Below are 12,851 nucleotides of genomic sequence, written 5' to 3' on the forward strand. Positions count from 1 at the left end.
CCTTTCGCCGCAAATTCCTACACTCACCGGCATGTTCGCGCCTCTGAACAGTTATCCTTGCGCCCCCATCTGCGGCTATGCTTTTTTTGCGTCGGGCGGGGAACTTGTGGCACTGCGCCACTTACTCATGAAGAAGCCCGGCACTTTTGATCGACCGGCGACCCTGAACTGACTTTTGAGAGCCTTATTATGTCTACCCCCGCCTCCATCATCCTTGTCGTAGAAGACGACAACATCGTGCGCATGCTGATTGTCGATGTGCTGGAGGAGTTGGAGTTCGCGGTGCTCGAAGCGGATGGCAGCGAACAGGCACTGGAAAAGCTTAAAGACTCAACTCAGCAGATTGATCTGATGATGACCGATGTCGGCCTGCCGGGCATGGACGGCCGTGAGCTGGCGACCGAAGCACGCAAACTGCGCCCCACCCTGCCGATTCTGTTTGCCAGCGGTTATGCCGAATCCATTGAAGTGCCTAAAGATATGCATGTCATCGGCAAGCCGTTTTCAATTGATAAGTTACGCGACAAAGTAAAAAGCATTCTGCAGAAATAATTAATATTCTTTCATCGTGCCTCTTCAAACAATGACGAAGGGGCATCACTGCCCGCCTCCACCCCGCATAACACCCAACTTTATTAATAGCTGAATAATGCACTTACATAGCAACACTTGATGCGCAACAAATAACAAATGAGTATATCCAGCACATCAGACAAATGGATTTCTCATGAACATCACCAACATAAACCGGGCAACTCACGAAGATTTCTTGAATCCCGTTCGCCACACTCAACTCGACCACGCCGAACGCTTGGAAGTCATATACAAATTAAAACAGCGCCAAGACAAGGCCAGCCCCTCGCAAGCTATTTCTCTGGCAGGCGCAACCCTTACACTCGAATCCGGCTCAACGCTTGAGCGCGCGTTGCAACCTGGCCGAAAAATGCTGCAGAGGCTGTGTGAGCAGGAGGCTTTCAAAAAACTCACCGCTACGTTGAAACTTCCTGAGGACTCACATTTTGCAGTGACGGCAAAAGGTGAAATACATGCAACTCACTCGGGAAACCCCCTGGAGTTTGCCAACGCATTTAAACTTGCCCCCAACCTCAAAGATGACTTTTTGACACTTGTTGAAATGGCGGAGCTAGCCGGAGGCAGTATTTCCCTGGCTGAACAAATCGAGCTGGGACAATGGCTGAAATTTCATGATTTTCTGATCCCCCAAACCGCCGCTGAATGTTCCAGGCTAACAGTATTCATGGAGCTACCGCCTCCAGTGGCACCATTGTTTGGTAACTATTGGGAAATGATCAAGTCTGGAGTCGACAACGCGGTCACGCTTTCTGCGGATCAACGTAACGAATTCCGTAGACTCATCACGAGTTACTTGAAGGGGCAGTCGCTACTGGAGCACCTGTCGCACAGCATCTTTGGCGGGCAGGCGACACCGTTCAAACGCTCGGAAGCTGAGCCTGTTCTTGAACGACTGGTTTCCAGTCCCATTGCTCTTGAATGGGCCAAGGCCTATGTGCGCGATCTGGACTGGTATGGTGCGCGAGAAAATCAGCCACAATCAGATGAATCACTCAAGCAGTTGATGCTGACTTCCCTGCTGCTCGATCTTCATCCTCGCATCGGTGAGTCAGAGCCGCGTAATCGGGTGGCAGGTTTCGATTTATACGCCGTCGAGCATATTGAGAAATCTTTCGCCGACGTTCAGACAGCATTCGAACAGCACCTCATCCAGCATCACCGGATCAGCGAAAAAAATGCAGCGTTGGCCGCTCACTTGTTGCTCGCGGAGGCCGCGCCGGAATTTCTGGTGAAAGATCTGCCGACAACCCTGGCGTTGGGGACCCCGCAGTGGGTCGAATTCTGCCGAATCGTCGCAGTGCAGGAAACCATCGCGCCGGGGTCGACACGCTCGATGACCTATACCCGTTTGCAAGCACTATCGAAGCAGGGTCCGGTTTCAGGATTCGGCAAAACACTCGACGCACTGGCGGCAGGCGACGCGGTAATTGATTGGGCGGTACTCAACAAAATCATCACTGCGGATGACGTAGCGAAATCGATCCCGAGCGCCCTGGAAAAAGCGTCCGTTGCTTACGCCCGGTTTGCCGGAACACTCGCCGAGACGGCCGAAACTCTGACCCGCCCATTGCCTACCCGCAGAAGTATTTCACTGGACATCCTCAAGCAGGTCGCCAAAGGCTGCAGCTATCTGGAACATGACGTCATGTATCAGAAGAAAAATGCGGTGTGGGCAGATGCCTATGGCGAGCGGGTTTATCTATCGCCGGTAGAACTGCACATGTCCAATGACCTGGCGACCCAGGAATGGGACGTGAAGAAAGGAGAAAGCATCTACACCGCGTTCCCTCGCATGCTGCCGAATCTGATTGCGCCAGACGGGGAGTTTCATCGACAGTTCAATCGCGATTACCTGACGCACATGAAGGCAATGGGCACGCACTTGAAGCAGGCGTTTTGCGCAATGCCTATTGCAGACAGAACGCGCTTGCTGAAAGGCAAGGTGACGATTTTCAGTCTCAGACCCTCCGTTGCCAAACTCCAGACGCCCGCCGGCGTGTCAACCAATCCCCTATCGTCGACCCTTTACTCAGTCCTGGGTGCCACCTCACGCAAACCGACGGAAAGTCATAAAGAAATAGAAGAGTCAAAGGGTCGCTATGGTGTGGTCCTTTGTTCCGAGTTCGAAGGCCGGATGACCTGTTACGAACTTTTTACTCTGCACGGCACCTGTCGCGAAAACCCACAGTTGGCCGCGCTGATTGAAAAAGAAAACCTGCTGAGTACCAGCGTACGCAGCGACGCTACAGGCTACTCGCTGCCAGCGACAGTGCATCCACTGCCGACGAATATCGAGTGTTATACCCATGGCGTACCGCCCGGCCTCGTTGACGTCAGTTCGGGCGTGATCGATAAGATCGGGCAGTTGCCGGCATCTGCGCCCCCCGAAGAAATCAAAGGTTATTACCAGAGTTTCTACTCGACCGAATTCGACTCGTTGACGAATTTCGTACTCAAGCACCGACCGATCGCTACCTTTGATGAATTGGTCAGAGAATGTTGGGGGCAGACTCGCCTGGAGGCTGTTCGCGCCAAACGGGAAGCGGAACTGGACACCTTTCTTAATTTCGTGGTGCCGTTCAAATCCTGTATCGAAGACTTGAGTTCGGACGATGTCGAGCGACAAGTTCAAGGGGCTGGGGCGTGTGCGCTGGAAGCGGCGATGACTATTTTGCTGGTCGTCGGTGCCGTTGCTCAGGTTGTCAGCATCGTCGCCAAAACCATGACCGTTGCCACCAAAGCCAGCGCACTGGCCAAAGTGGGTCTGGGGCTGGTCAATAATGTATTCAACCCACTGGACGGCGTACCCGACCTGCTGTTCAAGGGGGGGAAACTGTTGCGCAAGGGATTCAACAAAGGTTTCGCCGAGCTGGAAAATGTGCTGTCCGATGCCCGTAAATGGTCGGGCACTCCCCCTCAACGCCACTTGGCCGCGACGATTGATCGAGACACGATTCGCCTCGCCGACTGGCGACCTGCGCAAGCGTCCGATGACCTCGTTCAGGTCTGGGCGACACGACACAATGATGAATGGTTTGCGCTGAACTTACGGGGCGAGGCCTGGGGGCCGGCTCTGAACAACATCAGGCCGCGAGAGAAGTTTTCATTCTTCAGGCTATTCAAACGAACAACGCCGTGGAGTTACACAAAAGCCTACTTGAAAAGAGCCACGCCCCTTGCTCAGGGCAAACTGGACAACACACTCCAACTACTGTCGCAGATCGAAAATGACGACGTCAGGTCTGTTTTCAAGTACGTTTTTGGTACGGATTCGGACGAAGCCATCAACTACGTGAGAAAGAATTTGCGGGCGATGCGCAGGGATCTCGAATTGCTGAGCCCACGCCATATGTCTTTTCGTCAACGTGGCAACGATACACTCGCCGCGTTAAAAACCACGACCTATGGAAACTGGAAAGCCAGTGTTGAAGCGGGTACACACCTGGATGACAACGCGACAAAGTTCCTTGCGATCTATCCTGATCAACTGGATGAATGGTACCGAGTGGCCAGGTACGACGATGCCCGGATGGGCGATGTGCTTGTCCACGAAATGTCTCACGGTACGCCAGGCACGCTTGATTTCTACTACGGAGAAGTCCACGCCGGTGTCATCCCGGCAGAATACGATGCGGTAGGCTTGATGGACTTCGCTCGAAATCCTCACCGAGCAAACCCGGGTAATCTGTACAACCCTCACAACGCTTTTGCGGTACCTGATGGCTTCAAAGAGTTCAAGGCGAATATCAACAGCTGGCCGAAATTCGTACAGGACCACCCAGCATTGATCAATGCTGAATCCTATGCAGTGGCGGTCGCGCTGATCGATCAGAGCCGGACCCATCGGGCCACCTTTGTGTTTAACCTTGCCACCCTCCGGCATGCCATAGACAGTAAAGAAGCAGGGGAATTTCTGAACGGGCCGCTCCTGCTGAATCTGGCGACCCCGCATTTCTAAAGCCGGTTTACGCATAATGCCGAGCTGCGGTATTGAAGGGTATTTTTGACAATCGGGCGCATGCCTTACCCCTGTGGTTTAATTGCGCCCTTTTTTACCCCTCGTTTGTCGTGAAGGAATGTTGTCCATGATTCAACCCGTCGCTACCAAAGTCCTGGTCATCGGTTACGTCTGGCCAGAACCACGCTCCTCAGCGGCGAGCGGGCACGTCATGCAGATCCTCGAAACATTCCTGCAACAGGGTTGGGACATCACCTTCAGCAGCCCGGCCGGCCCAGGCGAGCACAAGGCGGATCTTGCCGCACTCGGCATCCGCGAAGTCGCCATCGAACTCAACAACAGCAGCTTTGATCACTTCATCAGCGAACTGGCGCCGGACATCGTTTTGTTCGACCAGTTCATGATGGAGGAGCAGTTCGGCTGGCGGGTGGAAAAATACTGCCCTCAGGCCCTGCGAGTGCTGGAAACGTCGGACCTGCAAAGCCTGCGACATGCGCGTCATCAGCGTCTGAAGTCTCGTCTCAAGGTCAATCCGGACCAGAATGATTTCAGTGATGTATTTGCTCCAGACCTGCGCGACGAATTCGGGCTGATGGCCGAGACCGATCTGGCCAAACGCGAAATCGCTGCGCTGTATCGCTGCGATCTGAACCTGATGATCTCCGAAGTGGAAATCCAGCTGTTGATCGAACAGTTCGGTTTGCCTCGACAGTTGCTGCACTGGTGCCCGTTAATGATCGACCCGCCTGCGGCCACCTCTGCAAACTTTGCAGATCGGGCGAACTTCCTGAGCATCGGCAACTTCCGTCATGCGCCCAACTGGGATGCCGTGCTATGGATGAAAACCACGATCTGGCCGCTGATTCGCCAGCAATTGCCCCAGGCACAACTGCACATCTACGGCGCTTATACGCCGCCAAAAGCCACCGCGCTGCATAACGCCAGCGACGGTTTCCACATCATGAACTGGGCCGAAGATGCATTGCAGGTCATGTCTGCCGCCCGCGTCTGTTTGGCGCCGCTGCGCTTTGGGGCCGGGATCAAGGGCAAACTGGTCGATGCCATGCTGTGCGGCACGCCTAGCGTCACCACACCGGTTGGCGCCGAGGGCATGCACGGCGATCAGACCTGGCCAGGCTGTGTCACGAGCAGTGCAATCGAATTCGCCAACAATGCCGTTGCGCTTTACCAGAACGAGGCGCGTTGGCAGGAAGCCCGTCTGGCAGGATATACGCTATTGAAACAACGCTACCCACAGTCAGTACATGGTTTGGCGCTGATAGAGAAACTGCGTTATTGCCAACTAAACTTGCAGGAACTCAGAGCCAATAACTTTACGGGCAGCATGCTTCGCCATCACTCACATAAAAGCACTCAATATATGTCGCAATGGATCGAAGCAAAGAATCGTCATACCACAAAAGATAAACCTCTATAAAAAAACAACAGCCGAACCAACATTAAATCAATATCAAAATAACAAAAACAACCAGCATCAATTTTAATATTGCCAACATACAACGCCTGCCCTTATAAAAACCTGCAAGCGCTACTTATCTAAATCATGACGGTAGCGCGCCTCTAAACAAGTTAATGCAGGTAAAACAATGAACACTCAATACAGCAATCATCAATGGATGACGGCGACACCCGCTATCGATACCCTGTCGCTTTTCGAACTGACCTTGCCGGGCACACACAACGCTGGCACTGACTGGAAAGCCTCTTACCCTTTTTTCGGCCCGCCGCGCCACTGGCTGGCGTGTCAGCACGATACGTTCTACAGCCAGCTTCGAAACGGTTCCAGAGTTCTCGACATACGTTTGACCTACGATCAAAACGCCGAGGGTCTCGGTAAATTCCCCATGCATCACGGTGGACACCGCAACTCCCGGACGCTAGGACATCTGGTAACCGACATCAACGATTTTCTCGCTAAAAACCCTGACGAGTTCATCATTGTCGACTTCCATGATTTGGCAGGCAGCAACTTCGACTTCAAATACTTCAACGAAATAATCATTCGTTTTCTGGGTGAACGACTGATACCGAGAGGCAACCGCTCGCTTAGTCTGGAACAACTAAAACGCATCAGCCCCATGCAGCGGGTTTTGGTTGCGGCGCGCTCTCATCAGGCTCTTCACAGCGGTGTCTTTATCGATTCGATCAATCACCAATGGTCCGGAAAAGACATTACCACTGCGAAAGAGTTACAACAGTTCATCGGCAACGTACTGGAGAATTCTTTCAGCGTCTGGGCCCCTTGGTCTTTATCAGCAACCAGCTACAGTATCGCCGGCGGGCCGGTGGATATTCATAGCGATCTTGACGTCTGGTTTGACCCTGCGAAAAGTGACTGGGCGCAACAGTGCAATATCATCAATGTTGATTTCATCGAAGAATCGCGCATTGTCGAGTTTTGCCGCGCAGCCAACCTGAACAAGGTGCGTCAGCGTAACGCCTGATCGGCCAACTTTACCTACTGGCACAAACGGACCGGAAAGAGGCATGATCGGCGGCGAGAACAAAAAAAGCGCCCCGCCATGACCCGAACCGCCCGCGTGACCGACCCTTCATACGAGTTGATGGATGACCATAACGGGTTGTCCATCATCTACCGCCAGCACGGTTTTCCATGCCCGCTGGTGCGCTGGCATTTCCACAAGGAATACGAGCTGCACCTGATCGTCGCCAGCTCCGGCAAGGTGTTCATCGGCGACTACATCGGCAATTTTTACCCCGAAACCCTGTTTCTCACCGGCCCTAACTTGCCGCACAACTGGATCAGCCAGGTGGCCGAGGACGAGGTCGTTGAGAAGCGCGACATGCTGGTCAACTTCACCGACGAGCTGTTCGAGAGTGGCCATCAGGTGTTTGCCGAACTGAAAACCCTGGCGCCCCTGCTGGAACGTGCGCAGTACGGCATCGAGTTTCGCTGCAAGCGTACCATCCGCCAGGCCATGACGCTCATGCAGCGAATCGCCGACAGCAAGGGCATCACCCGCCTCGGGCACTTTTTCATCCTGATGGAGTTGCTTGCCGCCAGCGATGATTTCCAGTTGTTGTCCGGCGCCACCACCCCGCAACTCGCCGATGAGCACAACATCGATCGCACCAACCGGGCGGTCGATTACATCTTCAGCCACTACGCCCGGGATATTTCGCTGGAAGAAGTCGCCGACCATCTGGGCATGACGCCGACTTATTTCAGTCGTGTATTCAAGCAGGCCACGGGGCGCAATTTCATCGAGTTCGTCAATCGCCTGCGCATCAGCAAATCCTGCGAGCTGCTGGCTGATGGTGACAAACCGGTGACCGAGGTGTGTTTCGAATCCGGCTTCAACAATATTTCCAATTTCAATCGGCGCTTTCAGCAGCTCAAAGGTATGACGCCGTCGCATTACCGCCGGCTCGCGGTGCAGCGCCTGACTGAACAGAACCACCACTGACAACCCAATTCCCCTGTAGGAGTGAGCCTGCTCGCGATAGCGGTGGGACAGCTTGCAAAAATGCTGGCTGACATTCCGCTATCGCGAGCAGGCTCACTCCTACAAGGGGCTGTGTCGGCATCAAAAACCTGTACGCATTCGATAGCACCTCGGCGCTGAAAAGCCCTTCTCTGCATTCACCACGTCAAAGCCCAGTGCAAAAAAGTATCGACAAAAGTGCTAGGGATGATTTGTCAGTCCTGCAATTGAAGGCTGTAATCAGCGCACATTCTTCCTGCACAGGAAGACACAAAAACAATAACTGTCCTTCTGTAACCCGCTGGGTGCAGAAAAGGAGTGCACGATGCAACCGACTGCAAAAGCTCTGCTTGCCCTCACCTGCATGACCCTCAGCAGCGTCAGCCTTGGCGCCCAGACCCTGACCATCGCCACCGTCAACAACAGCGACATGATCCGCATGCAAAAGCTCTCGAAAACCTTCGAGACCGAGCATCCGGACATCAAACTCAATTGGGTCGTGCTGGAAGAAAACGTCCTGCGCCAACGCCTGACCACCGACATCGCCACTCAGGGCGGGCAGTTCGACGTGTTGACCATCGGCATGTACGAAGCGGCACTGTGGGGCGCCAAAGGCTGGCTGGAACCGATGAAGGATCTGCCGGCCAGTTACGCCCTCGACGACGTGTTCCCGTCGGTGCGTGAAGGCCTGTCAGTCAAGGGTTCGCTGTACGCCTTGCCGTTCTACGCGGAAAGCTCGATCACCTATTACCGCACCGACCTGTTCAAGGATGCCGGGCTGACCATGCCCGAGCGTCCGACCTGGGAACAGATCGCCGGCTTCGCCGAAAAACTCACCAATAAAGACAAAGAGCAGTACGGCATCTGCCTGCGCGGCAAGGCCGGTTGGGGCGAGAACATGGCGCTGATCACCACCGTCGCCAACGCCTATGGCGCGCGCTGGTTCGATGAGCAGTGGAAACCGGAATTCAGCGGCCCTGAGTGGAAAAACGCGCTGAACTTCTACGTCGACACCATGAAGAAATCTGGCCCGCCGGGCGCTTCCAGCAACGGTTTCAACGAAAACCTCGCACTGTTCAACAGCGGCAAATGCGCAATGTGGGTCGATGCCAGCGTCGCCGGTTCGTTCGTTACCGACAAAACTCAAAGCAAAGTCGCCGATCACGTCGGCTTCACCTTCGCCCCGCATCAAGTGACTGACAAAGGTTCGGCCTGGCTGTACTCCTGGGCGCTGGCGATTCCGACCAGTTCCAAAGCCAAGGATGCAGCGAAAGAGTTCAGCGCCTGGGCAACTTCCAAGGAATACGGTGAGTTGGTGGCCAAAACTGACGGCATCGCCAACGTTCCGCCGGGCACCCGCGCCTCGACCTACAGCGACGCTTACATGAGCGCCGCGCCGTTCGCCAAGGTCACGCTGGAATCGTTGAAAGCGGCTGACCCGAGCAAACCGACGCTGAAACCGGTGCCGTACATTGGCATTCAACTGGTGACCATTCCTGAGTTCCAGGCCGTGGGCACCCAGGTTGGCAAGCTGTTCTCGGCAGCGCTGATCGGCCAGACCACGGTGGATCAAGCTCTGACCGCCGCGCAGCAAACCACTGAACGCGAGATGAAGCGCGCCGGTTATCCCAAGTAACCGCAACAGCTCGCTCCTGCCTTTTGTAGGAGTGAGCCTGCTCGCGATAGCGGTGTATCAGTCACCGACGGTGTTGGATGGAAAACCGCTATCGCGAGCAGGCTCACTCCTACATTAGATCTTCATAGGTCTGTATGACTCGGTTGTGATCGCCATGAATACTTCAACTGCCAAAGCCCACCTCGACCTGTCGCCACCTGCGCGCAAGGTCCGCGTACGCAATCCCGGCTGGTTTCTGGTCAGCCCTTCGGTGGCCCTGTTGCTGCTGTGGATGATCGTGCCGCTGGGCATGACCATCTACTTCTCGATGATCCGCTACAACCTGCTCTACCCCGGCGAAAACGAGTTCGTCGGGCTTGAGAACTTCACCTACTTTCTGACCGACTCGGGCTTCATGCCCGGTGCCACCAACACGCTGTTGCTGGTCGGTAGCGTTTTGCTGATTAGTGTGGTGTTGGGCGTATTGATCAGTGCATTGCTGGAGGCCAGTGAATTCCTTGGTCGCGGCATCGTCCGGGTCATGCTGATCTCGCCGTTCTTCATCATGCCCACGGTCGGTGCGCTGATCTGGAAGAACCTGATCTTCCATCCGGTCTCGGGGATTCTCGCCTACGTCTGGAAACTGTTCGGCGCGCAACCGGTGGACTGGCTGGCGCACTACCCGCTGCTGTCGATCATCATCATTGTTTCGTGGCAGTGGCTGCCCTTCGCCATCCTGATCCTGATGACCGCGATGCAGTCCCTCGACCAGGAACAAAAAGAAGCCGCGCGCCTCGACGGTGCCGGGCCGATCGCGATCTTCTGGCACCTGACCCTGCCGCATCTGGCGCGGCCGATTGCTGTGGTGGTGATGATCGAAACGATCTTCCTGCTGTCGGTGTTCGCCGAGATTTTCACCACCACCAACGGCGGCCCCGGCTACGCCTCGACCAACCTCGCCTACCTGATCTACAACCAGGCGCTGGTGCAGTTCGACGTCGGCATGGCCTCGGCGGGCGGCTTGATTGCCGTGGTCATCGCCAACATCGCCGCGATCATTCTGGTGCGGATGATCGGCAAAAACCTGACTGACAAAGCCTGAGGCCTGCCATGACTCTTCAACAATCCCGCCGGCTGCAAAGCCTGCTGCTCGGCACCCTGGCCTGGGCCATCGCGATCGTGATTTTCTTCCCGATCTTGTGGATGGTGATGACCAGTTTCAAAACCGAAATCGACGCGTTCGCCACGCCGCCGCAGTTCATCTTCACGCCGACGCTGGAGAACTACCTGCACATCAATGAGCGCAGCGACTACTTCAGTTTCGCCTGGAACTCGGTGGTGATTTCCTTTAGCGCCACCGCGTTGTGCCTGCTGATCGCGGTGCCCGCCGCTTACTCGATGGCGTTCTACGAAACCCAGCGCACCAAAGGCACGCTGCTGTGGATGCTCTCGACCAAGATGCTGCCGCCGGTGGGCGTGCTGATGCCGATCTACCTGCTGGCGAAGAGTTTCGGCCTGCTCGATACACGCATCGCGCTGATCGTGATCTACACGCTGATCAACCTGCCGATCGTGGTCTGGATGGTTTACACCTACTTCAAGGACATCCCCAAAGACATCCTCGAAGCCGCCCGCCTCGACGGCGCCACGCTGTGGCAGGAAATGGTCCGCGTGCTGTTGCCGATTGCCAAGGGCGGCCTCGCCTCGACCGTGCTGCTTTCGCTGATTCTGTGCTGGAACGAGGCGTTCTGGTCGCTGAACCTGACCTCGTCGAAAGCCGCGCCACTGACCGCGTTGATCGCCTCGTATTCAAGTCCGGAAGGCTTGTTCTGGGCCAAGTTGTCGGCAGTCTCGACCCTGGCGTGTGCGCCGATCCTGATCTTCGGCTGGATCAGCCAGAAGCAACTGGTGCGCGGCCTCTCCTTCGGTGCCGTGAAATGAAGATCCCGAACCCGACACATCCCCCTGTAGGAGTGAGCCTGCTCGCGATGAGGCCGTGTCAGTCGCCATCATTGTTGAATGACACTCCGCTATCGCGAGCAGGCTCGCTCCTACAAAAACGCGTTCGATTCAACTGAATAATAAATTGCGGAGGCCCATCCTCATGGCTAACCTGAAAATCAAGAATCTGCAAAAAGGCTTCGAAGGTTTCTCCATCATCAAAGGCATCGACCTTGAGGTGAACGACAAGGAATTCGTGGTCTTCGTCGGCCCGTCGGGCTGCGGCAAATCCACCCTGCTGCGGCTGATCGCCGGTCTGGAAGAAGTCAGCGACGGCACCATCGAACTCGATGGCCGCGACATCACCGAAGTCAGCCCGGCCAAGCGCGATCTGGCGATGGTGTTCCAGACCTACGCGCTGTACCCGCACATGACCGTGAAAAATAACATGTCGTTCGCCCTCGACCTCGCAGGCGTACCGAAAGCCGAAGTCGAGAAGAAAGTCGGTGAAGCGGCGCGCATTCTCGAACTCGGGCCGATGCTTGAGCGCAAGCCAAAACAACTCTCCGGTGGCCAGCGTCAACGCGTGGCGATTGGTCGCGCCATCGTGCGCAATCCGAAAATCTTCCTCTTCGACGAACCGTTGTCCAACCTCGACGCCGCGCTGCGCGTGCAGATGCGCCTTGAGCTGCTGCGTCTGCACAAAGACCTGCAAGCGACGATGATCTACGTGACCCACGATCAGGTCGAAGCGATGACCATGGCCGATAAAGTCGTGGTACTCAATGGCGGCAAGATCGAACAGGTCGGCTCGCCGCTGGACCTGTATCACAACCCGGCGAACCTCTTCGTCGCCGGGTTCCTCGGCACGCCGAAAATGGGCTTCCTCAAAGGCAAGATTGCCCGCGTCGACGGCCAGAGCTGCGAAGTCTCGCTGGACGCTGGTACGCGCATCACCCTGCCCTTCAACACCGCCAATTTGAGTGTCGGCAGCGCCGTGACCCTCGGCATTCGCCCGGAACATCTGGAACTCGCACAACCGGGCGACTGCACCCTGCAAGTCACCGCTGACGTCAGCGAACGCCTGGGCAGCGACACCTTCTGCCACGTCACCACCAACGCCGGCGAAGCCCTGACCATGCGCGTGCGCGGTGATCTGGCCAGCCGTTACGGCGAACAATTGAGCCTGCACCTGGACGCGGCTCAGTGCCATTTATTCGATGCCGAAGGTATCGCGTTGACCCGTCCGCTGCGCGCTGCGGCCTGATTTCGAGAA

At 55.7% G+C, this 12,851-nt stretch carries 9 protein-coding genes; all 9 read left to right on the forward strand.

Annotation, left to right across the window (positions count from 1 at the left end; all coding sequences use genetic code 11):
• The first annotated feature begins 189 nt into the window (after positions 1 to 189).
• The 9 genes from PspR84_RS16025 (at position 190) to ugpC (ending at position 12,842) form a co-directional block, all read left to right on the forward strand.
• Positions 190 to 552 carry a response regulator gene (locus PspR84_RS16025; protein WP_160058053.1) on the forward strand — a complete coding sequence of 121 codons (363 nt, stop codon included), beginning with the start codon at positions 190 to 192 and terminating at the stop codon, positions 550 to 552.
• A gap of 175 nt (positions 553 to 727) precedes the next feature.
• Entirely contained in the window at positions 728 to 4,552 is a 3,825-nt protein-coding gene (locus PspR84_RS16030; RefSeq protein WP_238785116.1) for a hypothetical protein, read from the forward strand.
• Between the two features lie 127 nt (positions 4,553 to 4,679).
• Positions 4,680 to 5,990: a glycosyltransferase gene (locus PspR84_RS16035; RefSeq protein ID WP_160058055.1), complete on the forward strand. Its 1,311-nt coding sequence runs from the start codon at positions 4,680 to 4,682 to the stop codon at positions 5,988 to 5,990.
• 169 nt (positions 5,991 to 6,159) lie between these two features.
• On the forward strand, positions 6,160 to 7,017 hold the full coding sequence (locus PspR84_RS16040; RefSeq protein WP_160058057.1) for a phosphatidylinositol-specific phospholipase C domain-containing protein: 858 nt from the start codon (positions 6,160 to 6,162) through the stop codon (positions 7,015 to 7,017).
• Between the two features lie 78 nt (positions 7,018 to 7,095).
• The gene (locus PspR84_RS16045; protein WP_160058058.1) at positions 7,096 to 8,001 is read left to right on the forward strand and encodes an AraC family transcriptional regulator; all 906 of its coding nucleotides are present in this window, start codon (positions 7,096 to 7,098) and stop codon (positions 7,999 to 8,001) included.
• 343 nt (positions 8,002 to 8,344) lie between these two features.
• Entirely contained in the window at positions 8,345 to 9,655 is a 1,311-nt protein-coding gene (locus PspR84_RS16050; RefSeq protein ID WP_160058060.1) for a sugar ABC transporter substrate-binding protein, read from the forward strand.
• 154 nt (positions 9,656 to 9,809) lie between these two features.
• Positions 9,810 to 10,736 (forward strand): sugar ABC transporter permease, encoded by a 927-nt coding sequence (locus tag PspR84_RS16055; protein ID WP_160058062.1) that lies wholly within the window; start codon positions 9,810 to 9,812, stop codon positions 10,734 to 10,736.
• A gap of 8 nt (positions 10,737 to 10,744) precedes the next feature.
• A complete protein-coding gene (locus PspR84_RS16060; protein ID WP_095120887.1) occupies positions 10,745 to 11,575 on the forward strand; it encodes a carbohydrate ABC transporter permease in 831 nt (276 codons plus the stop codon).
• Between the two features lie 163 nt (positions 11,576 to 11,738).
• Positions 11,739 to 12,842 carry a sn-glycerol-3-phosphate ABC transporter ATP-binding protein UgpC gene (gene ugpC, locus PspR84_RS16065; protein WP_160058064.1) on the forward strand — a complete coding sequence of 368 codons (1,104 nt, stop codon included), beginning with the start codon at positions 11,739 to 11,741 and terminating at the stop codon, positions 12,840 to 12,842.
• Positions 12,843 to 12,851 lie beyond the last annotated feature (9 nt).

The organism is Pseudomonas sp. R84, assembly GCF_009834515.1.
Lineage (GTDB): Bacteria > Pseudomonadota > Gammaproteobacteria > Pseudomonadales > Pseudomonadaceae > Aquipseudomonas.